Annotated in this window: 20 protein-coding genes; 9 read left to right on the plus strand and 11 right to left on the minus strand. The window is 72.2% G+C overall.

Features of this window, described 5'->3' with window-relative positions:
• Positions 1–249: 249 nt before the first annotated feature.
• The 5 genes from N865_RS12600 to N865_RS12620 all read right to left on the minus strand — a co-directional run bounded on the left by N865_RS12600 (position 250) and on the right by N865_RS12620 (position 4,744).
• The gene (locus N865_RS12600) at positions 250–879 is read right to left on the minus strand and encodes an HAD family hydrolase (protein WP_051510523.1); all 630 of its coding nucleotides are present in this window, start codon (positions 877–879) and stop codon (positions 250–252) included.
• Positions 876–1,481: a hypothetical protein gene (locus tag N865_RS22745; protein ID WP_034806402.1), complete on the minus strand. Its 606-nt coding sequence runs from the start codon at positions 1,479–1,481 to the stop codon at positions 876–878. The genes N865_RS12600 and N865_RS22745 overlap by 4 nt, the downstream gene beginning before the upstream one ends.
• Positions 1,482–1,575: 94 nt before the next feature.
• The gene (locus N865_RS12610; RefSeq protein ID WP_034806404.1) at positions 1,576–2,451 is read right to left on the minus strand and encodes an ABC transporter permease; all 876 of its coding nucleotides are present in this window, start codon (positions 2,449–2,451) and stop codon (positions 1,576–1,578) included.
• Positions 2,438–3,454 (minus strand): ABC transporter ATP-binding protein, encoded by a 1,017-nt coding sequence (locus N865_RS12615; protein WP_084328191.1) that lies wholly within the window; start codon positions 3,452–3,454, stop codon positions 2,438–2,440. The genes N865_RS12610 and N865_RS12615 overlap by 14 nt, the downstream gene beginning before the upstream one ends.
• A 66-nt stretch (positions 3,455–3,520) precedes the next feature.
• Positions 3,521–4,744, minus strand: coding sequence for a LolA family protein (locus tag N865_RS12620; protein ID WP_034806406.1), 1,224 nt, complete (start codon positions 4,742–4,744; stop codon positions 3,521–3,523).
• Positions 4,745–4,835: 91 nt separating this feature from the next.
• On the opposite strand from N865_RS12620, the gene N865_RS12625 reads away from it, so the two are divergent.
• The 4 genes from N865_RS12625 to N865_RS12640 are packed head-to-tail and all read left to right on the plus strand — an operon-like array spanning position 4,836 to position 9,358.
• A complete protein-coding gene (locus N865_RS12625) occupies positions 4,836–5,486 on the plus strand; it encodes a response regulator transcription factor (RefSeq protein WP_034806408.1) in 651 nt (216 codons plus the stop codon).
• Positions 5,483–6,883 carry a sensor histidine kinase gene (locus N865_RS12630; protein WP_034806411.1) on the plus strand — a complete coding sequence of 467 codons (1,401 nt, stop codon included), beginning with the start codon at positions 5,483–5,485 and terminating at the stop codon, positions 6,881–6,883. The genes N865_RS12625 and N865_RS12630 overlap by 4 nt, the downstream gene beginning before the upstream one ends.
• A gap of 37 nt (positions 6,884–6,920) precedes the next feature.
• Positions 6,921–7,634, plus strand: coding sequence for an LppX_LprAFG lipoprotein (locus tag N865_RS12635; protein WP_034806413.1), 714 nt, complete (start codon positions 6,921–6,923; stop codon positions 7,632–7,634).
• A gap of 2 nt (positions 7,635–7,636) precedes the next feature.
• Positions 7,637–9,358: an MFS transporter gene (locus N865_RS12640; protein WP_245603747.1), complete on the plus strand. Its 1,722-nt coding sequence runs from the start codon at positions 7,637–7,639 to the stop codon at positions 9,356–9,358.
• A 25-nt stretch (positions 9,359–9,383) separates the two neighbouring features.
• Here N865_RS12640 and N865_RS12645 read toward each other — a convergent pair whose 3' ends face one another.
• Entirely contained in the window at positions 9,384–10,175 is a 792-nt protein-coding gene (locus N865_RS12645; protein WP_034806416.1) for an exodeoxyribonuclease III, read from the minus strand.
• A 109-nt stretch (positions 10,176–10,284) separates the two neighbouring features.
• The gene (locus N865_RS12650; protein WP_051510524.1) at positions 10,285–12,216 is read right to left on the minus strand and encodes a M4 family metallopeptidase; all 1,932 of its coding nucleotides are present in this window, start codon (positions 12,214–12,216) and stop codon (positions 10,285–10,287) included.
• Positions 12,217–12,385: 169 nt separating this feature from the next.
• Between N865_RS12650 and N865_RS12655 the strand changes: the two genes are divergently transcribed.
• Positions 12,386–13,147, plus strand: coding sequence for an SDR family NAD(P)-dependent oxidoreductase (locus N865_RS12655; RefSeq protein ID WP_034806419.1), 762 nt, complete (start codon positions 12,386–12,388; stop codon positions 13,145–13,147).
• Between the two features lie 85 nt (positions 13,148–13,232).
• On the plus strand, positions 13,233–13,790 hold the full coding sequence (gene pyrE, locus N865_RS12660; RefSeq protein ID WP_034806424.1) for an orotate phosphoribosyltransferase: 558 nt from the start codon (positions 13,233–13,235) through the stop codon (positions 13,788–13,790).
• Here pyrE and N865_RS12665 read toward each other — a convergent pair.
• Positions 13,760–14,422: a hypothetical protein gene (locus N865_RS12665; RefSeq protein ID WP_034806427.1), complete on the minus strand. Its 663-nt coding sequence runs from the start codon at positions 14,420–14,422 to the stop codon at positions 13,760–13,762. The genes pyrE and N865_RS12665 overlap by 31 nt on opposite strands.
• Positions 14,419–14,712, minus strand: coding sequence for a DUF1905 domain-containing protein (locus N865_RS12670; protein WP_034806431.1), 294 nt, complete (start codon positions 14,710–14,712; stop codon positions 14,419–14,421). Before N865_RS12670 ends, N865_RS12665 begins: the two co-directional genes overlap by 4 nt.
• A gap of 204 nt (positions 14,713–14,916) precedes the next feature.
• Here N865_RS12670 and N865_RS12675 point away from each other — a divergent pair, with 204 nt between their 5' ends.
• Positions 14,917–18,438, plus strand: coding sequence for an ATP-binding cassette domain-containing protein (locus N865_RS12675; protein WP_034806484.1), 3,522 nt, complete (start codon positions 14,917–14,919; stop codon positions 18,436–18,438).
• Between the two features lie 446 nt (positions 18,439–18,884).
• Complete coding sequence (locus N865_RS12680; RefSeq protein WP_034806434.1) at positions 18,885–19,652, plus strand: SMI1/KNR4 family protein; 768 nt, start codon at positions 18,885–18,887, stop codon at positions 19,650–19,652.
• 110 nt (positions 19,653–19,762) lie between these two features.
• Here N865_RS12680 and N865_RS22285 read toward each other — a convergent pair whose 3' ends face one another.
• On the minus strand, positions 19,763–20,365 hold the full coding sequence (locus tag N865_RS22285) for a GNAT family N-acetyltransferase (RefSeq protein ID WP_157557683.1): 603 nt from the start codon (positions 20,363–20,365) through the stop codon (positions 19,763–19,765).
• 114 nt (positions 20,366–20,479) lie between these two features.
• On the opposite strand from N865_RS22285, the gene N865_RS12685 reads away from it, so the two are divergent.
• Entirely contained in the window at positions 20,480–21,124 is a 645-nt protein-coding gene (locus N865_RS12685; RefSeq protein ID WP_034806436.1) for a dihydrofolate reductase family protein, read from the plus strand.
• Positions 21,125–21,169: 45 nt separating this feature from the next.
• Here N865_RS12685 and N865_RS12690 read toward each other — a convergent pair whose 3' ends face one another.
• Entirely contained in the window at positions 21,170–21,703 is a 534-nt protein-coding gene (locus tag N865_RS12690; protein ID WP_034806438.1) for a DUF1990 family protein, read from the minus strand.
• Positions 21,704–21,813: the final 110 nt, after the last annotated feature.

The raw sequence follows: 21,813 nt of genomic DNA on the forward strand, positions 1-21,813 counted from the left end.
GTCGTGAAGGTCTCGACGATCCACGCCAGGGCGCCGGCGGCTACGGCACTGCCCACGATCCCTGGGCAGTGACGTAAGGAGAGCGCGGGAGAGGGCGCCGGGGGCTACGGCACTGCTCACGATTCCTGGGCAGTGACGTAAGGAGAGCGCGGGACAGCGCGCCGGGGGCTACGGCACTGCTCACGAATCCTGGGCAGTGCCGTACGAGCAGGCGGGCCAGTGTGCCCGGGGTAGCTGGGGGCGGGGCGCTCAGGCGGGTTGCCCCACGTTTGTCGTGCGCGTGAAGAGCACTGCCTCCCAACCGAACTCGCAGGCCGCGTCGACGTTGTCCTGCCGGTCGTCGGTGAACCACACGTCCGCGCGGTCGACGCGTCGCCCGAGGTCGGACTCGATGACCCTGTGGGCCGCTGCGTAGGCAGCGGGGTCGGGCTTGGCGACGCCGAAGTCGGCGCTGTTGAGCAGCCCGTCGAAGAGGCGTGCGAGCCCGAGCAGCTCGAGCTCCTGCGGCACGAGGTCGGTTCCGTTGGTGAAGACGTATGTCCGGTGGCCGTCGGCGCGCAGCGACCGCAGCCGCTCCACGGTCTCCTCCACCGGGGTTCCGCGGTGCGCCCGCCACGCCTCCATGTGCTCGTCGATCCGGGCGGCCCGAGCGGGCTCGGGGACCGCGGGCCCGAGCGCAAGGCAAATGGCGGCATACCACTCGTCGAAGGTCTGCCGGCCCGTGATCGTCGGCAGGAGCAGGTCGGGGCGGAAGGCGGTCGCCGCGACGTGGCCGGCGGGGAGGCCGAGGGCCGCCTCGATGGCGGCGTTGGCGTCGCCGGGCGCGAAGTCGCGCACGACGCCGTCGAGGTCGAAGACGTATGCCGTGTGCCGCCTCATGCGCGGAAGCGGCGCTCCGGGCGGTGGACGGGACGGCCGCCGGTCTGCCCGGGCCCGTTCGGGGCGACCGTCGGCTCCGAGGTGGTCGTCGAGCCCTCGGACCACTGCGCCGTGCCCTCGGTGACGCTGCCCTGAGCCCGACCCGTCACGACGTCGGCGACAGAGGGCCCCTCCCGGTCGCGCCATTCCGCCTCACGGCGGGCCAGCTCCTGCTCACGGGCGTCGAGTGCGCCGTGGCGCTCGTCGAGCTCGGCGGCCCGACGGGTCAGCGCCTCCTGGCTCGCACCCGCCTCGGCCATCCGGCGCTCGTGCTCGACGCGCTCGTCCTCGGCGGCCTGCTCGAGCTCGGCGACGCGCTCGCGCTCGCGGTCCTCCCGGCGCACCCGGGCGCGACGCCGCATGGCGGCCGAGACAAGGGCCCAGCCGAGGCAGACCAGCAGGGTCGCGGCCGCCCCGACGATGACGAGCTCGAGCGCATGGGCCTCACGCGAGAAGCCCAGGGCGCTCACCGTGATCGTCCCTGCGTGGCCCGAGGTGGCCGCGACGGCGAGCACGCCGAGGGCGGCTCCCGCGAGGATGAGGACAAGTCCGAGCAGCGTCATGATGACTCCTTCGTCGGGTGGGCGGCGAGCGCCCAGGGCATCCTTCGACCCTAACGCGATGGCTGCGCCGTCAGGGGTTTGCGCCCTGCCGACCTCAGCTGGTGATGTCCTTGCTCGAGAAGCGCGCCCAGGCCGCGAGCCAGAAGACGACGGCGTAGCCGAGGTCGACGAGGAGTCCCTGGCTGATGTTCCCCCAGGCGGGAGGGTCGCGCAGCAGGTCCCCGAATGCCATCCACTGGTCGACGATGAGCCACGGGTGGATCCAGCTCACCTGCGGGATCGAGTCGACGATCCACGAGAGGATCGTGAAGATCGCCAGGGCCACGGTGGCGCCCATCGGCTGCTCCGTCAGCGTCGAGATGAAGAGCCCCACGGCGGCCAGCCCCGCGAGCCCGGCGCTCAGGTAGAGCGTGACGAGAGCGAGGCGCCAGGCGGCCTCCCAGAACCCGATCTGGCTGCCGGACAGGGTCGTCATGGGTCCGGTCCCGAAGAGGGCGATCCCGACGAGGGCCCCGACGAGGCTGACGAGACCCACGCCCCACAGGGCGCCGATGCACAGCGAGGCGTACTTCACCGCGAGCAGGCGCGTGCGATGGACCGGCACGGTGAGCAGGTAGCGCAGGGTGCCCTGGTTGGCCTCGCCGGCGATGGCGTCGCCGCTCAGCATGGCGATCGCGAGAGGGAGGAAGAGGGTCAGCTCGACGGTCAGGGCCGCAAGCGGGACGAAGAGCCCGTTCGCGGTGATCGAAGAGAGGAAGTCGGGTCCCCGCCCCGGCCTCGGCGCCGAGATCTTGACGGCGATGGCGAGGAGGACGGGCACCGCTGCGAGGACGAGCAGCCCCATCTGGTTGCGGCGCCGACCGGCGATGAGGCGCACCTCCGAGCGGAGCAGGCGCGTGGACACGAGGGCCCGTCGTCGTCGCGGCTGCTCGGGGACCGCGGTGACGTTCTGGAGCTCAGCGACCGACATCGAAGCCCTCCCCGGTGAGCGAGACGAAGAGGTCCTCGAGGCTCGGGATGGAGACCGTGAAGGACCTGACCCCGACGCCGCCGCCGACGAGCGCGGCGACGATCTCCTCGGGCGGACGGGTGCCGGGATCGGCGCGCACCTCGAAGGCTCCGTCGAGGCCGCCCGCCAGCGCGACCGCCTCGACGTCGGCCAGGCCCAGGGCCGTGAGGACTCGGACGGCGGCATCGGGCTCCACGGTGACGACGCGAGCCACGGCCGCGGAGGAGCCGCGGATCACCGACGTGGTCCCCTGGGCGACGAGCCGCCCCTCGCTCATGACGCCGAGATGGGTGCAGATCTGCTCCACCTCCGAGAGCAGGTGGCTCGAGACGAAGACGGTCGCCCCGTCCTCGGCGAGCGTGCCGATGAGGTGGCGGACCTCTCGCGTGCCCTGCGGGTCGAGGCCGTTGGTGGGCTCGTCGAGGATGAGCAGGTCGCGCGGCGCGAGCAGGGCCGCGGCGATGGCGAGCCGCTGGCGCATACCCAGGGAGTAGGCGCGGTAGCGCTTCGTCGCCGCGGCGAGCAGGCCCACTCGGTCGAGCGCGGCGTCGATGCGGGTCCGCGCCGTCCGCGGGTCGGCCCACAGGTCGGCCGCATCGAGCCGGGCCAGGTTGGCTCGTCCCGAGAGGTACGGGTGGAAGGCGGGGCCCTCGACGAGCGACCCGACCGCCGGCAGCGCCGAGCCGGCCTGGTCCGGCATCGGGTGGCCGAGCAGGACGCTCGACCCGGCGGACGGCGTCACGAGGCCGAGCAGCATACGGATCGTCGTCGTCTTGCCCGACCCGTTGGGGCCGAGGAACCCGTAGACGGATCCGTGTGGCACGGCGAGGTCGACGGAGTCGACGGCCGTCTGGCTCCCGAAGCGCTTGGTCAGCCCGGTCGTCCGGATGGCGAGGTCGCCGGGGGCGGCCGGGCGCTCGCGCGCTCCGGTGGGGGTCGGTGCGGCGAGCGCCGGGGAGGTCATCGTCCGTCCTTCATCGTCCGTCGGTGGTGGTCGGTCGTTCGGGGTCGTGCGTCTCGTCGGGGCGCCTCACTTGGCCGAGAGGGCCGTGAAGAGCTGCTCCGGGGCCACGGCGCCCACGGCCACCCGTCCGTCGTCCGTCAGCGCGACGGAGAAGAGGGTGCCGTCGAGCAGGTGCCCGCGTCCCCAGCTGCCCGAGACCGTGGGGATGGACCGCAGTATGCCGTTCAGCTGCTTCTGCAGGCTCGTTCCGGCCGCGCCCGTCGCGCCCGTCGCGCCCGCAGAGTCCGTCGCGGCCGGCAGCGTCGTCACGGCGACGGTGCTCCAGCCGGTGCCGACGATCTTGGGTGCGGCCGGCTTGGTTCCGGTCGCGGGTGTTCCGGACTGCGACGGGAGGCGGTTGGTCGCCGCCCCGCCCGGCTTGAGCGAGCCGGACTGGGTCACCGTCGTGCCGGGTGGCGGGTTGAAGGCGAACTGGCGCGCGTCGGGCTTGCTGAAGTCGACCGCGGTGAAGCCGACCTCGAAGGCCGGGTTGGAGATCTTGGTCGAATAGACCTGGACTCGGAGCGGGATGTGCTTCTCGGCATCGATGGCGATGCGGATCTGCGCGATCCGGGAGGTCGTCGTGCCCTTCGGGGCGAGGACGAGCTCGTAGGCCTGGCGGCCTGCGACGACGGCCGTGCCGGACGTGGAGACCGTGGTCGTGGTGCCGAGGACGGCGAGGGCCTGCTGGGCCGCCTGGTCGGGCGTGGTCGGCAGCTGCGAGGGCATCCCCGACGCGAGCCCGGTGGGGATCCCGGTCGGGAGCCCGGCCGGCCGGTCCGCGTGGGCGGCGTCGCGCTTGGGGCCGGAGCCGAGGACGTGGTGCTCAGCCGTCTTGTCGTGGCTCGACCACAGCCAGAGGTCGGTGCCGTTGCGGATGATGTCCGACTCGCCGAGGTTGCCGATGACGGCGACGCGCTGTTGCGTCGGCCCGGCGAACCAGACCCGCAACGTGTGGCTGCCGGCGAGGAGCGACGTGAGCGAGCTGCTGGCGCCTCCAGGGCCGCCCGACGAGCCGCTCAGGCCGGGGATCTGCGGGAGGCCGAGGTCGGCGGTCTGGACGACCGTGCCGGACAGGCTCTCGAGGCTGGCCTTCTGGACGTCCGCCAGCAACTGCGCCGCGGTGCGCGGCGGGAGCCCGGCGTCGGCGGTGGCGGTCCGCGTGACGAGGAAGCTCGTCGCGCCGATGACGGCGACGGCCGCGGTCGGGGCGATCCAGCGGGCGCGTGGGTGCTGGGCGAAGTAGGTCATGACCTCATCGTCGCCCCGGGCTCCTGAGAGCGTCCTGAGAAGGCGTGCCTCCGGTGCGCGCCGTGGCGGCCCCGCGTGCGATGGTGAGGCCGTGCGAGTGCTCCTGGTCGAGGACGAGCCGCGGATGGCGGCGGCGATCGCGCGCGGTCTCGAGGCCGAGGGCTTCGTCGTCGACCGCGCGGGGGACGGCCCGTCCGGTCTCGACCTGGCCCGCTTCGGCGGCTACGACGTCGTCGTCCTCGACATCATGCTGCCTGGGATGTCCGGCTACACCGTCGTGCGGACCCTCCGGGCCGAGCGCAACTGGGTGCCGGTCCTGATGCTGTCGGCCAAGGACGGGGAGTACGACGAGGCGGACGGCCTCGACTACGGCGCCGACGACTACCTGACCAAGCCCTTCTCGTTCGTCGTCCTGCTCGCCCGGCTCCGGGCCCTGCTGCGGCGCGACCCGCAGCCGCGCCCCACCGTCCTCGTCGTCGGCTCGCTCAGTCTCGACCCGGCGACGCACGTCGTCCGCGACGCGGGGCACGAGGTCGACCTGTCCCCGCGGGAGTTCCTGCTCCTCGAGCACCTCCTGCGCGCCCACCCCGCGGTCGTGAGCAAGGAGACGCTCCTCGAGTCGGTCTGGGGGTCCTCCGACGACGTCAACGTCGTCGAGGTCTACGTCGGCTACCTGCGCCGCAAGCTCGGCCGCGGCCGGATCGAGACGGTGCGGGGCGCGGGCTACCGGGTCCCGTCGTGAGCCGGTCGCATGGACGGCTCGACCGGCTCAGCCTGCGGGCGAGGCTGACGGCGCTCAGCGTCCTCGCGGTGGCCGCGGCCCTGCTCGTCGGCGGGGTGCTGCTCTCCGTCGTCCTCACGGCCTCCCTCACCCGAGCTGCGCAGGATTCGGCGCACGCGAGTGCCGCCGAGGTCGCGCTCCTCGTCGACACCGGCCGCGTGCCTGACCCGGTCCCCGTCTCCGGGGTCCAGGTGATCCAGCTCCTCGACGCGCAGGACCGCGTGGTCGGCGGCTCGGTCACGGCCGACCGGCTGACGCCCCTCGTGACGCCGGAAGAGAAGGTCCGCGCCCTGGCCGGAGAGGCGGTCGTCGTGCCGGGCAACCGGACGGGCCTCTCCGGCGGTCTGCAGGTGGCCGCGGTGGCCGCTGGGCCGGTCACCGGCCGGGTGACCGTCGTCGCGGCGGTCCCCACCGCCGAGATCGAGTCGAGTGCCGCGACGCTGCGTCGCCTCCTCCTCGTGTCGTTCCCTCTCCTCCTCGCCGTGCTGGCCCTGCTCAGCTGGCGGCTCATCGGCCTGGCCCTTCGGCCGGTCGAGAGCCTCCGGGTCGGCGCCGCCCGGATCGACGAGACGTCGGCCGAAACGGAGCGCCTGCCGGTGCCGCCGACGCGTGACGAGATCAGCGCCCTCGCCACGACGCTCAACGACATGCTCGACCGGGTCGCGTCCGCGCGCCGCAAGCAGCGTGCCTTTGTCGCCGACGCCGCCCACGAGCTGCGCAGCCCCCTGGCGAGCATGCACACGCAGCTCGAGGTCGCGCAGCGCCTCGGCGAGGGTGGACCGCTCGTCGACGACCTGCTGACGGACGTGCAGCGCCTCGCGGGGCTCGTCGAGGACCTCCTCGTCCTCGCGCGGGCCGAGGACGCGGGGGCGACCGTGGTGCCCACGGAGCTGCCCCTCGCGCCGCTCCTCGCCGACGTGCTCCGCCGGTATGCCGCCGCGCGGGTTCCCGTGCGACTCGCCCCCTCCACGTCGGCGGGCTCCACGGCGACGGGCGACGGCCCGGTCGTGGTCGCCGTCCCGGGCGACCTCTCCCGCGCGGTGGGCAACCTCGTCGACAACGCGGTCCGTCACGCGGCCACCCAGGTCACGGTCCGCGTGTGGACGGTGGGGGAGCGGGTCGAGCTCGCCGTCGAGGACGACGGGCACGGCATACCAGCGGCGGAGCGTGAGCGCGTCTTCGACCGCTTCACCCGGCTCGACGAGGGCCGCGACCGGGACAGCGGAGGGAGCGGCCTCGGTCTCGCGATCACCCGGGCGCTGCTGGCCCGGGGCGGGGCCCGGATCCGCCTCGAGGACGCGATGCCCGGCCTGCGGGCCGTCATCACGCTGCCTGCCGCGACGCGACGTGGATCGTGACCCCGTCGCGACAGGAGGGCGGGCTAGCCTGACCCCCATGCGCATCACGGGAAAGCTCGCCGCCGCCGCCCTGTCGGGACTCTGCGTCCTCGGGACGGCCGCCTGCACGAGCTCCGGGGACGGAGCCTCCTCGACCCAGCAGGCCGAGCTGACCGCCGCCCAGCGGCTCGCCGCCGCCAAGACGAAGGTCGACGCCGCGTCGTCCGTGCACCTCAAGCTCGCGAGCTCCGACGTGCCGAGCGGGTCGAGCGGCGTCGTCTCCGCCGAGGGCGTGGGCAAGCACCCGCCGGCCTTCAAGGGCACCTTCAAGGTGTCGCTCAAGGGGGTCCCCGCCGATGCCGAGCTGACCTCGGTCGACGGCGAGGTCTGGGCCAAGCTGCCGCTCATCCCGGGCGTCAACAAGATCGACCCCAACGCCTTCGGACTGCCCGACCCGGCGGTCCTCTTCTCGCCCGACAAGGGCCTCACGACCCTCCTCGCCGCGACGACCTCGCCGGTAGCCGGCGAGAAGATCCGCAAGGGCTCCGAGGTCCTGACGCAGATCAAGGGCAAGATCCCCGGGTCCGCGGTCGTCGACCTCTTCCTCGTCGGTGACCGCAACGGCACGTTCGACGCGACCTTCGGCCTGACCGACGACCAGGAGCTGCGAACCGTGACGCTGACCGGTCCCTTCTTTGGACCGGGCACGACGTCGACGTACACGCTGACGCTCGACCAGTACAACGCGCCCGTGACGATCACGAAGCCCTGACCGTGACCGTGTCGACGGTCGACGCACCCGCGTCCGAGGTCGCTGCGCGCCGCCTCCCCCTCCTCGCCGCGGCGTCTGCGGCCGTGGCCCTCGCGGCGGCCGACACCTACGTCGTCGTCCTTGCCCTCACCGACATGATGGCCGGGGTCGGGATCGGCATCGACGCGCTCCAGCGGGCGACGCCGATCATCTCCGGCTTCCTGCTCGGCTACATCGCAGTCCTGCCCCTCATCGGCCGACTGTCCGACCTGCTCGACCGGCGCAGGATCCTCCTCGGCTGCCTCGTCGTCTTCGTCGTCGGGTCGGCGATCACGGCGCTCGCGGTGGAGATGCCGGTCCTCGTCACCGGCCGCGTCCTGCAGGGCATCGGGGGCGGCGGCCTCGTGCCCGCGACCCTCGCGCTCGTCGCCGACCTCTGGCCCGCCGACCGACGCGGCACCCCCCTCGGGGCGGTCGGGGCCGTCCAGGAGCTCGGGTCGGTCCTCGGGCCCGTCCTCGGCGCCGTCATCCTCGCCTGGTCGGGCTGGCGGGCGATCTTCTGGGCCAACGTCGCTGCCGGCGTCGTCCTGTATGCCGTCATCCGCGTCATCGGGGCGCCGACCGTCGCGTCGGAGTCGGCCGAGTCGGCCGGATCGGGCGAGTCGGCCTCCGTGGTCGGGCGGTCGCGGGTCGTCACGGTCGTCGCCTGGGTCCTCGCCGCACTCGGGCTCGGCCTGGGCGGGCTCGCCCTCGCGGCACCGGACTCGCTCGTCACCGACGTGGCGCTCGGGGCGCCGTTCGTGGCGTTCACGGGCGACTCGCGGGTCGTCACGCCGATCGGGGTCACGGCGCTCGCCCTCCTCCTCTTGCTCGCCGTCCTCACCGCGCCACGCTGGTGGGTGGTCCTGCGCCGGGCCGACCTCGTCGGTGCCCTGCTCGTCGCGGTCGCCCTCGGCAGCCTCGTCCTGACCTTCGCGTCGTCCGACCCCGAGAAGGAGGTCGTCGGCCCGCTCGGCTACACGCTCCTGCCCTTCGGTGCGCTCGCGGTCCTCGCGCTGCTCTGGTGGCACCGTCGAGCCGCCGACCCGCTCGTGCCGCGCGGGGTCGTCCACGCGCGCGGCCTCAGGTCGCTCGGCGTCAGCCTGCTCGTCGGGGTGGCCCTCGTCGCGGTCATCGTCGACGTGCCGCTCCTCGCGCGTCTCAGTGACCACTACGACGAGACCGGCGCGGCACTCGTCCTCGTCCGCTTCCTCGTCGCCGTGCCGGCCGGAGCGTTCCTCGGCGGCTGGTCGCTGCGGCGACTCGGCGACGGGCTCGTCGCGGGCGCCGGGCTGCTCCTCGGGGCGGCCGGGATGCTCGTCATGTCGGGGTGGACGCTCGGCTCGGTGACCGACACCGGGCCCACGACGACGGTCCTCGTCCTCGTCGGCTTCGGGGTCGGGCTGGCCCTTGCCCCGGTCAACAACGCCGTGCTGGCGGACTCGCCGTCGCATGCGCACGGTGTCGCCTCGTCGCTCGTCGTCGTCGCCCGGATGGTCGGGATGGTCGTGGGGCTCGCGTTGCTCACCTCGGTCGGCCTGTCCCGCTACTTCGATGCGGTGCGCCGGCTGCCCGACCCGCTCGACACCGACGCTCTCGTCGCGACCGGGGTCGTCCAGGTCCAGACGGTGTTCCTCGGCGGCGCGCTCGCCGCGCTCGTCGGTGGCCTGCTCGCCCTGACGCTCGGGCTGCGCCGCGCCCGCTGACCGGCACCTGGCGGGGGCGGCGACCTCAGTCGGCGATCTCGAAGACGACCGGCGCGTGGTCGGAGGCGCCCTTGCCCTTGCGCTCCTCGCGGTCGATCGCCGCGCCGACCACACGGTCGGCGAGCGCGGGGGAGCACAGCGCGAAGTCGATCCGCATGCCCTGCCGCTTCTGGAAGCGCAGCTGCGTGTAGTCCCAGTACGTGTACGTGCCCGGCCCGGGGGCGTGCGGCCTCACGACATCGGCGAAGCCCGCGTCGACGACGTGCTGGAAGGCGGCGCGCTCGGCGGGCGAGGTGTGGGTGCGGCCCTCGTAGTAGGCGACGCTCCAGACGTCGTCGTCCTGCGGGGCGATGTTCCAGTCGCCGAGGAGGGCGATCTGGGCTCCGGGGTCGGCGGCGATCCAGCCGCGGCCGGCGTCGGCGAGGGCGTCGAGCCACTGGAGCTTGTACTCGAGGTGCGGGTCGTCGAGGGCGCGGCCGTTGGGGATGTAGAGCGACCACACCCGGACGCCCCGGCACACGGCGCCGATGGCCCGGGCCTCGGCCGCGGCGGGCTCGCCCCAGCCGGGCTGACCCTCGAAGCCGACCCTCACGTCGTCGAGACCCACGCGGGAGGCGATCGCGACGCCGTTCCATTGGTTGAGCCCGTGGTGGGCGACCTCGTAGCCCAGGGCCGCGAACCGGTCGAAGGGAAACTGGTCCTCGCGCGCCTTCGTCTCCTGGATCGCGAGCACGTCGACGTCGGTGCGCTGGAGCCAGGCCTCCACCCGGTCGATCCTCGAGCGGATGGAGTTGACGTTCCACGTAGCGATGCGCACGCCGACACCCTAGACGCAGGCACGGACGGCGACGGGGCCGGGAGCGTGTGCTCTCGGCCCCGTCGGTCGATTCGCCCGTATGCCGTCGGGCCCGGTCGTGCGGTCGCGCTCAGCAGGCCTCGGTCGCGTCGACGACGAAGCCCTTGTCCTTGACCCCGGGGTCGCTCACGAGCTGGACCGAGCCGACCGAGGTCGGGATGCAGGGCGAGAGGGTCCCGGCCGGGTAGGAGCCGGTGTAGGTCGCGAGGACGTTGCCGTTCGCGTCCTTGACGTAGACGTAGTCGAAGTCGAGCTCCGTCGACAGGACGCTGAAGCGGAAGCGGAAGCCCGCGGTGCCGTTGTCGTACGTCCAGGTGCAGTCGCCGTCGTTGCCGTAGCCGTTCTGCGTGCCGAACGGGATCGTCGCGTTGGCGTCGCCGACGCACGGCGGCGGCGGCGGGGTGCCGGGGGCGCAGCCGGCCTTGACGCCGACGGCGTCCCAGACCTTGCCCATGTTCGCGGCATACCGGCCGGCGACGGCGATGGTGGAGTTGCGGGCGTCACAGAAGTTGGCGTACTCCGGCAGGGCCGTGAAGCCGTTGTAGAAGATCTTCTTGGCCTGGCCGAGCCCGAGCTTGGGCACCGAGACGTCGCAGTCCGCCGTGTGGGTCGGCGTCGGGTTGCCCGCCGTCGCGCACCCGCGGTTGTAGCCACCCTTGACCGCGAGGAAGTACGCGTGGTTGGCGATGCCGCTGTTGGTGTGGACCCCGCCGTTGTCGAGGTCCCCGGTGTAGCGGAGCGAGTAGTGGTCGGGGTCGTCGAACTCGCCCGGGTTGCCCATGTTGCGGAAGCCGTGGCTCGTGACGATGACGTCCTCACCGATGCGCCAGTCGGGCGTGACCGACGGGTCGCGACCGGTGTCCTCGGCGTAGAACTCGGCGGTGTTGCCCATCATGTCGCTGAAGGCCTCGTTGAGGGCGCCCGGCTCGTTCTCGTAGATGAGGCCCGAGGTGTACTCGGTGACGCCGTGGGTCAGCTCGTGGCTGATGACGTCGAGGCCACCCGAGAGCGGCAGGCACGACGTGCCGTTGCCGTCGCCGTACGTCATGTAGACGCCGTTCCAGAAGGCGTTGCAGTAGTTCTTCGCGTAGTGGGCGAGGGAGCGGATGACGAGCCCCTCGTTGTCGATGCTGTTGCGCTTGAAGGTGTCTCGGTAGAAGTCGTCGACGACGTCCGCGTAGTAGTGCGCGTCGACGAGGGGGCGCTGGTCGGGGCTCGCGAAGAGCGGTGCCTTGGTGTCCCAGACGTCGTTGTCGTCGATTGCCCGCACGACGCTCGACGTCGTGTTGCGGAAGTCGTAGGTCTGCTTGCGGCCGTCGGCCGAGATCATGACCCACGTGCCGTCGGCGCGCTGGGTGCTGTCGACCGACTTGGTGTCGCCCTTGACGCCCTCGCCGGTCCCCTCGGTCAGCGCGTTGACGGACTTGACGATGGCGCCGCTGCCCGCGTCGACCCAGCGGACCGGGCGCTCCCCCTGGGCGACGGTGTCGACGACGTAGACGTAACGGTCCGTCTTCGGGTCGAAGCGGAGCGTCGTGTCGGTCTTGATCTCCTTGGCGCGCGCGGCTGCATCCCCCTTGAGGGACCGGGCCGCGAGGTCTGCCTTTGCCTTCCCCCGGGCGTCGGCCGTGGTGAGCTTCACGGCGTTACGGGCCCGCAGTCCGGGCAGGTAGGCGCCGACGACGGCGGTCTGGACACCGGCCGTGTCGCTGACGACGGTGACCTGGCCGCCGATGACGGTCGCGTTGCCGACCTTCTGCTGGTAGCGGGTCAGCGTGTTGCCGTCCGCGTCCTTCCAGCTGCGCACCTTCGTCATGCCGGGCGGCATACGGAAGGCGGCTGCGTCGGCGCCCGACAGGGCGAACGACCCCGCGGGCTCGGGCTTCTTGGCTCCGGCGCTGGTTGTGGCCGGTGTTGATGCGCTCGCAGCGATCGCGGGCGCACCGGCCATTGCGAACGCCGCTGTGGCGGCGACGGCTCCGGCGATGAGACGTCTGGACACCTTTGTCCTCCGATGTGTTGGGTGATGGGAGTGCCGCTCCCGGAAGCGCTCACACACCTGCGCGACGCGCGGGGGCGCGGCACCTGAGCCAACGTAGTGGTGTGCGCCCCGGGCGGCCGGAGGCGCGCCGAGTTGGCGTGCGAGGCAGCAGTGACGTAGGACTTGCCCCATGACGACAGCCCTCATCACCGGCGCGACCGCGGGCATCGGGCGGGAGTTCGCCACCCAGCTCGCGCGGCGCAACCACCATCTCGTCCTCGTCGCCCGCGACGCCGAGCGACTCGAGGCCGTCGCGGCCGAGCTCCGGGCAGCCCACGGCGTGGACGTCGAGGTGCTCCCTGCCGACCTCTCCGACCGCGCGGCGCTCCAGCGCGTCGCCGACCGGCTCTCGGCGCCCGGCGACCCTGTCGAGGTCCTCGTCAACAACGCCGGCTACGGCCTCAAGGGCTCGTTCCTCTCGCACGACATCGACGTCGAGGAGCGGCTCTTCGACGTCCTGACGCGGGCGGTCCTCGTCCTCTCGCACGCGGGCGCCCGGGCCATGAAGGCGCGTGGGCGGGGGACGATCATCAACGTCTCCTCGGTGGCCGGGTTCATCGCGTCGGGGACGTACTCGGCCGCGAAGTCGTGGGTCACCGTCTTCACCGAGGGCCTCGCCGCCGAGCTCGCGGGCACGGGCGTCACCGCGACGGCGCTCTGCCCGGGCTTCACCGCGACGGAGTTCCACGAGCGGGCGGCCCTGGCCAAGACAGGGCCGGCGTTCATGTGGCTCGACGCGGCCGACCTCGTGTCGGCGTGCCTCGCCGACGTCGCCCGAGGCCGGGTCGTCTCCGTCCCGGGCGCCCAGTACAAGGCGATCGTCGGCCTGCTCCGGGTCGTGCCTCGCTCGGCCGTGCGCGGGCGGGTGGCACGCGTCCAGCGCCGCCGCTGACCCTGCCGTCGCGGGTCCGGGAGCCGGGCCGCGCGCGGTCCGCGGGTTTGGTGCGGACCGCGGTGAGCGGCATACGATCGGGGCCGTGACTGACGTAGCTGCCGCCCGCGCCCGACTGCTCGAGATCATCAAGGAGAAGGCCATCGTCCACGGACGAGTCACCCTCTCCTCGGGCAAGGAGGCCGACTACTACGTCGACCTCCGTCGCATCTCGCTCGACGGCGAGGCCGCCCCGCTCGTCGGGATCGTCATGCGCGACCTGACCACGGACCTGTCGTATGCCGCTGTCGGTGGCCTCACGCTCGGGGCCGACCCGGTCGCGACCTCGATGCTCCACGCAGCAGCTGCGGCCGGCGAGCGGCTCGACGCGTTCGTCGTGCGCAAGGCCGGCAAGGCGCACGGGCTCCAGCAGCGGATCGAGGGACCGTCCATCGCGGGTCGCCGGGTCCTCGTCGTCGAGGACACGACGACGACGGGCGCGTCGCCGCTCGCCGCCGTCGAGGCTGCTCGTGAGGTCGGCGCCGAGGTCGTGGCCGTCGCGACCATCGCCGACCGGGCGACCGGTGCCGGCGATCGCATCACGGCCGAGGCCGGCGTGGAGTACCGCTACGCCTACTCGCTCGAGGAGCTCGGGCTCGCCTGAGCCCCGAGCTGCACGGGGTAGCCGCGGCGCAGCGCCTCGAGCGTCGTGGGTGGCGTGAGGACGGCGGCCGTGCCGGTCGTCGGCCTCGCCAGGAGCGTCGCGGCATACGTGTTGTCGGGGCGCCACACGGTGAGCGCCCCCGCGGTGACGAGGGCCGGGCCGTCGTCGACGAGGACGAAGGCCCCGTCGGGGAGGTCCCCCCACGCGCACGCGTGCAGCCGACGGGTGCGCTGCCGGGCATCCCAGCGCTCCTCGTGGAGGATCCGGTCGAGCTCTGGCGCGAGCAGGCGCGAGGCCCCGTGCGCAGCGGCCACGAGGTCGCGGAACGCGGTGTAGGCCGGACGTCGACACTCGGCGCAGGGCCGGTGGCCCGCCGCGAACGCGACGGCCTCGTCGAGGAAGAAGAGCGGCGTGTAGCGCCCGGGCGCCCACTGCTCGACCCGTCGGTCGCGGAAGTCGAGCCTGCAGACGATCCAGGCGCGGCCGACGTGGTGACGCCGGACGTCACGGGGGCCGGCGCCGTCGTGGAGGCGGCCGCGGTTGCCCATCCAGGCACCGCGCCCGGGCGCGGCGACGACCTCGCCGAGGGGGCTGACCCGGTTGGGCGCGGGGCCGGTCGCGCTGCTGCTCATTCGAGCACCTCCAGGTGGACGTCGGCCGGGTCGCCCTCGGCGAGGGACTCGGCGCTGCGCACCGACTTCTTCACGGGCAGGACGTAGACCCCGCGGCTCGCGTCGGGGAAGACCGAGGTCGTCCACGTGCTGCCGCCCACCTCGACCCGGACCCGCACGGATCCGAAACCCCTTGGTGGCCTGGGGCGCTCGCGGATCATGGCGGACGCGTCCTCGGGCAGGCTGACGAAGAACCAGCTCGACTGGGCCTCCCACCGCCAGAGCTCCGCGGTGAACCGACACGACTCCATGCCCTGACGATACGAGGGTGCGGCGACACCGCATGCTGCCGAGCCCGGCGCATGACCATCGAGGCGGTCACCCGGTCTGGCGGTTGAGGGGGGTGGTGCCGCTGATGGTGCCTCCGGATGTGCTCTCGATGGCGCGCCCGAAGCCCCGAGGAAAACGGGAGGCGCGCTGTCGGGGGTGGTCGGTAGCGTCTTGTCACTGTGACGATGACCAGACAGGGGTATGAAGAGGCGCGGAGCACGACGCAGGAGGGTGCTCCTCGGGACACGGGGCTGCCGGCGGATCGCGTCCCCATCGATTGGCGCCGGGTGCGTCGTCCGCTGACAGTTGTCTGCTTCTCGATGTCGCTGCTGGGCGCCGTCGCCGCATCTCTCGGGTCGATGGTCGCCGGTCGGCTGGCTGAGCACGCCACGTCGACGCTGGTCGTCCTGCTGGCGCTCTGCGTCGTCGGCGGTGCCGTCATCGACACCGTCGCCAAGATGATGTGGGCGACCGTGTGCGACCGGGCCGAGGGCCGGCTGCGGGCCGACCTGCTCGACGCGGCGATGGCCCAGCCGCTCTCCGAGCTGTCCGAGCAGGCCGTCGGGGAGGTGCTCGACCGCATCGACGACGACACGTGGGAGGTCGGCCAGCTGATGCGCTGGGGCGTGTGGCAGGCCGTGCGCACGCTTCTCGCCTCGGGTCCGCTGTGGGTCGTCGCGACCATCGCGTGGAGGCCCGCCGCCGTCCTCTTCCCGCTGACGGGGTTCGCGACGTACTGGGTCGTCCGCCGGCTGCTTCCCCAGGTCGCCGAGCGCAAGGTGGTCGAGGAGGCCGCGTGGACCGACCACGCAGCCTCCACCGAGGAGGGGGTCGCCGCCCGTGACGACCTGCGGACGGCGCTGGGCCAGGCGCACGTGCTGCGCCGCAACGCCCGGATGGCCGCCCGGGTCCACGCTGCCCTCGACAAGGTCCTTCAGGTCGAGGTCCGGATCACCCGGCGGAGCGGCGGCCTGCTCCACGGCGCGCTGGCCGCCGTCGCGGTCGTCGGCATCGCCCTCGTGCTGGCCGGCGACCTGTCGACCGCCCGTCTGGTCACCCTCTTCCTCGTCACGACGATGTTCGTCGGCGGTGTCGACATGCTCGCGCGTCACCTGCCTGACCTTCAGGAGGGCTTCGGAGCCGTCCTGCGCCTGCGGGCCATGCTCGCCGCCCCGGCCGAGCCGACCGGGGGCCGGCCCCTGCGCGACGGGCCGCTCGACGTGGAGTTCCGCGGTCTCGAGTTCACCTACGGCACGGGCACCTTCGCGCTGCGTGACGTCAACCTGACTGTCCCGGCGGGGCACACCTGCGCGCTCGTCGGACGCACCGGCTCCGGCAAGTCCACGCTCGCCTCGCTGCTGTCGCGGGCCGTGGAGCCGCCGCGCGGGACGGTGCTGCTCGGAGGCGTCGACGTGCGCGACCTCGACCTGCAGCAGCTGCGCGCGGCCGTCGGTGTCGTCACCCAGCGCACCGAGGTGCTGGCCGGGACGCTCGCCGAGAACATGACGCTCTTCCGTGACGTGCCCCGTGCCCGAGTCGAGGCCGCTGTCGACGAGCTCGGCCTCACCGAGTGGGTGGCCGGTCTGCCCGACGGCCTGGACACGATGCTCGGCCCGGGCGGCACGTCCCTCTCTGCCGGGGAGGAGCAGCTCGTGGCGTTCGCGCGGCTGCTCGTGCGCGACGTGCGTGTCGTCGTCCTCGACGAAGCCACGGCCCGCATGGACCCGGTCACCGAGGCGCGTGTGGTCCGGGCCGCGGACCGGCTGATCTCGGGCCGCACGGGCATCCTCGTCGCCCACCGCCTCTCGACGACGGAGCGGGCCGAGCAGGTGGCCGTCCTCGAGTCGGGTCGCGTCGTCCAGCAGGGTCCGCGCGGTCGGCTGGCGGCCACAGATGGCCCGTTCCGGCGGCTGCTCGATGCGGCCGCCCACGAGGTGGCCGTGGAGGAGCACCACCACGAAGACGCCGCGATCGGCTCGGTGCGCCGCAGCACGACACCGCCGCCGCCTCCAGAGCTCGTTCCGACTCCGAGCCTGGCCCGGCAGGTGCTCCATGCCGTGAGCATCCAGCCTCAGTGGGGCCTGCTCGGCGCCTCCCTCTTCCTCGTCGCGTCGCTGACCGGCGCGTTCGGCGCCGTCACCGGCTGGATCTGGGGGCTCGTCGTCACCGACCTTCAGGCCGGTCAGAACCCCGGCTGGCTCGCGGCAGCGTTGGTCGTCTCGCTCGTCGCCGGTCCGATCGTCCTGTCGCAGGCCTTCCGTTCCTACCCGCACTGGTGGGTCGAGGTCCGGCTCCGGGTGCGCGCCGCCGTGCTCGCGGGCCAGACTGCTCAGCGCCGGCTCGTGCGGACCCCGCCCGGGGAAGTGGTCGCCCGCACGATGGACGCCGATCGCTTGGCGCGCTACACCGACCGTTGGGTCGACTTCACCAACGGCCTCGTCGTCGCCTCGATGACGGCACTCATCGCCGGCACCTGGCTCGCGGGCGCGGTCCTGCTCGTGGTCATGGTCGCTTCGGCGCTCGCCTCGACGCTCGGCCGTCCGGTGGCCGGGCGTTCGGCGGCGGCCGCCTCGGCGGCCCGGGCCAACTTCGGGCGATCGCTCGTATCGGCGCTCGAGTCGATCCGCACCGTCAAGCTCGCCGCTGCGACCCCGCAGGTGCACACCCATCTGCGCCAGGTCGACGGTGGCCGGGTCGATGCGGCGGTGCGCGAGCACCGCGTCCAGGCCCTGCTCGACGGCGTGCCGATCGTCATGGTCCAGTGCGGTGTCGTCGCTGCCTGGGCGGGCTACCTCCACGGCACGTGGTCCCTCGCCATCACCCTGCTCGTCGCCAACGCCGTCAGCGGCTTCGACTGGTTCGGCCGGGTCGCCGGCTCGGTTGTGACCGAGGCGCCCGGAGTGCGGTCGTGGATGAACGCCACGAGCCAGCTGGCCGGCGGGGGCGACCTGATGGACCTGCCCCCGGGCATGGACCTGGTGCACGGCACCGCCGACGAGCCCCAGCCAGGGCAGCGCGAGCCCTTGCGGACGTTGAGCCTGCAGGGCCTCACGGCGGTCCACGACGACGGCACCATCGGTGTGGAGGACGTCGACCTCACGGTCGAGGCGGGCGAGCTGGTGCTGCTGCTGGGCCAGGTCGGCTCGGGCAAGTCCAGCCTGCTCTCCTCGCTGGCCGGGCTGACGTCCCACACCGGTCAGGTGGTCTGGAACGGCCGGGCGCTGGCCGAGCCCGAGGTCGAGCTGCGGCCCGGCCGGGTCTCACACATCGCCCAGGTGCCGCGGGTGCTGTCGGGGACCTTCACCGGCAACGTCGCCCTCGACCACCCCGACCGAGAGGTCGAGTCGGCGCTCGCGACGGCGCGGATGGAGCGTGACGTCGCGGAGGCCGGTGGGCCGGATGCGCTCGTCGGTCACCGTGGGGTCCGGCTCTCCGGTGGGCAGGTGCAGCGGTTGGCTCTCGCCCGGGCGCTGGCTTGCGAAGCCGACCTCCTGCTGGCCGACGACGTGTCCTCGGCGCTCGACGCGGCGACGGAGATCGAGCTCTGGGCTGCGCTGCGGTCCGGCGGGGCGACCGTCATCGGTGCGACCAGCAAGGCGGCCGCACTGGCCCAGGCGGACCGCGTCGTCGTCCTCGACGGGGGTCGGGTGGTCGAGACCGCTCCGTGGCGCGAGCTCTCCCAGAGGTGGGGTCACCTCGCCGGGTGACCCTTGTACGGTCGTCTGGCGCTGCGGTGGGGGCAGCGCCAGACGGCCGTCGCGCCGCCCCGTTGCCTGCCGACGCTAGTCAGCCTCGCCGCCCTCGGGGCGACCGGGAGAGTACGTCAGATGGCCTCCACCACGGAGGTCAGTGGCACCGACGTTCCCGGTGTTGACGGGGCGGGTGCGATAGATCAATTCGCGGAGGTCCGACAGGCTCGTCAGCGCGTCGCAGGTCGCCTCGCGTGCCGCTGACGTTCGGCTGGCACAGCACGGAGTCGTTGGAATTGCCCGTCGCGTCGAACCCGGGAGTAGGTGATCGCCTTTGCGCATTCTGGTGATCAGCCCTCCCGCCATCGCACGCCTGGCAATGGCTAGGCTGCCGAGTTCTCGAAGGCGCGACTCCTGCGTTGGTGCAGACGCCAGGCGTGCCACACGACGATGCGGAGGTTGGGATGGCTCGCGGTGACTGGCTTGACTTCTACCTGGTGAAGGACGAGCTAACGCTTCATACGACCGAGGAGGTGGACGAGGCCGAGGCTGTCCTGGGTCTGCGGCTGCCGGACGGTTACCGCGAACTGGTGACCACCCTGGGTGACGGGGTGATCAGTGGGCTACTGCGGGTTTGCCGTCCCGCCGACCTGCCGCGGCGGCAAGGGTTCCTGGCAGAGGTGCTGCACCGTGGATGGTTCTACGACGAGCCCGACGAGACCATGTCCCGGACAAACGCGATGGAGTCGGTGATGGTGGCCGACACGCTGGACGGGGACGTGATCATCTTCCATCCCGATACCCGCCAGCTGCACGTCTTGCCGAGACATGACACCCGGACCCATGCGGTGGGCTCCAACCTATGGGCGTTGGTCGACTGGCTCCAGGACTCGGGTGTGATCGTGAATCCACACCCGTTCCGGCATTTCGAGTCCTTCGTGGGCCCGACTGAGGGAGCCAACGGCAACGGCACGGGGATCGATGTCGACCGCGTGGCCGAGGCAATCACGGCCTTGGGTGTGCATGATGCGATGGAGCACGCTGACTCCGAGTTCACCTTCTTCGTCAGGGCCATCGGCGGGTACATCAGCGTCTATGACGTGAACGGCTCGGAGATGGGCGCCCACCTTCGCTATCAGACGGACCGGGGACACGACGTGCGCGCCAGTCTCCAGAGAGCAGTGGAGGCCGCCGGTGTCACCTTCGGCGATCCGTGGTCCATGGCCCCCTGAACTGCGTGGCCCGGCTGCGCCGCACGCTCGCGCGATCTCATGACCCGACAACCAACTCCCGCATCAACGACCAAGGAGCGATCGATCGCGGTCGGCGGCACGCGAGGTCGCTACTGCGGCAACCCCGCTAACAGGGACCGTCGGGCGCCCGGTTCTGTTGCCGGACCTTTCCGAACACCACCCGCCAGGTGTCGTGGGGCGAACTCATCCGCTCCAAGGGAGAACTGCCGGTACCGCGATGGTGTCCCTGCGTATTGGCCCTCACCGCCGAGGCCGGTCTCATGCATGCCGAGGCGACGCAGAATGGCGACCGATGCGAGGTTTGCCTCGAGCGCTTCGGCCCAGATCTCGGTGAGGCGCATCGTGGTGAAGCCGTGGACCAGGCCGGCGTGAGCAGCGGCAGTGCCGTAGCCGTGACCCCACCGGCTGCGCCCTCCGATCACGAAGCCCAGTTCACGGCGCGAAGGCTCGTTGCCTTGCAGCGCAACGTAGCCCACGAGACCGGCTTGCGCATGAACACCCAGGCGCGTGAGGTCCGAGGGAGGATGTTCGATGAGTCGGCGTTGGAAGGTGACGTGGTCCTCATGGCTGAGTCCGACCGTCCAACCTGCCGCGCGGCAGAACTCGTCATCAGTGCCCCAGTACGCAAGGGTCTCAGCGTTTTCGAGATCGAGAGGCCGCAGGCAGACCTCGGGAGATGCCAGCCGGTACATGTCGGCACCGTACCGGCGCACACGGCATACGAAAGGCAGGGTCTGACGACGCCTCGGGGTCGGGAGCGTCAGTATCGTGAGTGCGGTCCACAAGCCCTGGCGCTGGAGGAACTCATGGCAGTTCGTGTTGACCTCAACATCTCGCTCGACGGATTCGCAACCACGACCGATCAGACCCCCGAGGCCCCCATGGGCGAGGACTGGTCACGCCTCGTGAGCGCCTATGTCGCGACCAGGACCTTCCGCGAACGCGTTCTGCACGACACCTCTGGCGAGGGAACGACCGGCGTGGACGACGCGTACGCGAGGGCGTACTTCGCGGAGCTCGGCGCGGAGATCATGGGCGCGGGGATGTTCGGACTGCACAACTTCCCCGACGACCCGGACTGGCGAGGCTGGTGGGGCGACGAACCACCGTTCCGGGTGCCGGTGTTCGTTCTCACGCACGGCGCCCCTCGGCCACCGATCGAGATGGCTGGCGGCACGACGTTCCACTTCCTCTCCGCGACGCCGCACGAGGCGCTCGACCGCGCCCTGGAAGCCGCTGACGGCAAGGACGTCCGCGTGGGCGGTGGAGCCACCGTCGTGCGCGACTTCCTCAAGGCGCGGCTGGTCGACCAGCTCCACGTCGCGATCGCACCGATCCTCCTCGGCCGCGGCATCCGCCTCTGGGACGACATGCGCGGCCTGGAGTCCGACTACGAGGTCACCTCCGAAACGGCCGAGAGCGGCACCATCCACCTGACCTTCCGGCGCTGAAACGCCCTGAGCCGCCAAGTCCTCAGCGGCAGATCCAGAGGTTGTCTAGGGGTGGTCAAGGGACGCGAGGTAGCGCCGGGTCATCCACTGCTGAGCGCCTCGGGTCATGGGACCACCGAGCCTCGCCAGCAACGACGCGGGCCTGGAGAACGCAGTGATGGTGAACTGGATTGCGCCGTCGGGGAGATGGTCGAGGACGAAGGCTTCCTCGCCGGACTCGGGATGCCCGGGAAGGGTGCCGTAGGCGAAGCCCTTGCGGGTTGGCTCCTCGAGGACCTCGACGACACGACACGGGACGCGCAACGAGAACGGACCGACGCCCAGGCGCATGACGGCGACGGAGCCGAGGCGTGCCGTCGCATCGGAGGCGTGGACGCGAAGCCCAGCCCTTTCATGCATCCGCCAGCGCAGTAGGTCCTCGACAGCGCCATCGAAGTCCCGGCGTTCCAGACGCGCCGTGGCTTCGAGGTGTCGGAAGCCGGCTCGTGTCCGCTCGCGTTCGACTCGGTCCCGGGAGTACGAAAGGGGTGCCTCTCGCAAGGCGGCCGCGTCGTCCTGGTCGAGTGGCTGGATTGGCATGAACCCATCGTGTCGGACCGGGGCGCGGACTTCGTACCCGGACGTGATGAGGAGGAGCCCCCCGCTGGTCGTCGCTACGGCGGCTCGGGGTCGGTGCGCTTGTGGAACGC

The organism is Intrasporangium oryzae NRRL B-24470 (genome assembly GCF_000576595.1).
GTDB classification, from domain to species: Bacteria; Actinomycetota; Actinomycetes; order Actinomycetales; family Dermatophilaceae; genus Intrasporangium_C; species Intrasporangium_C oryzae.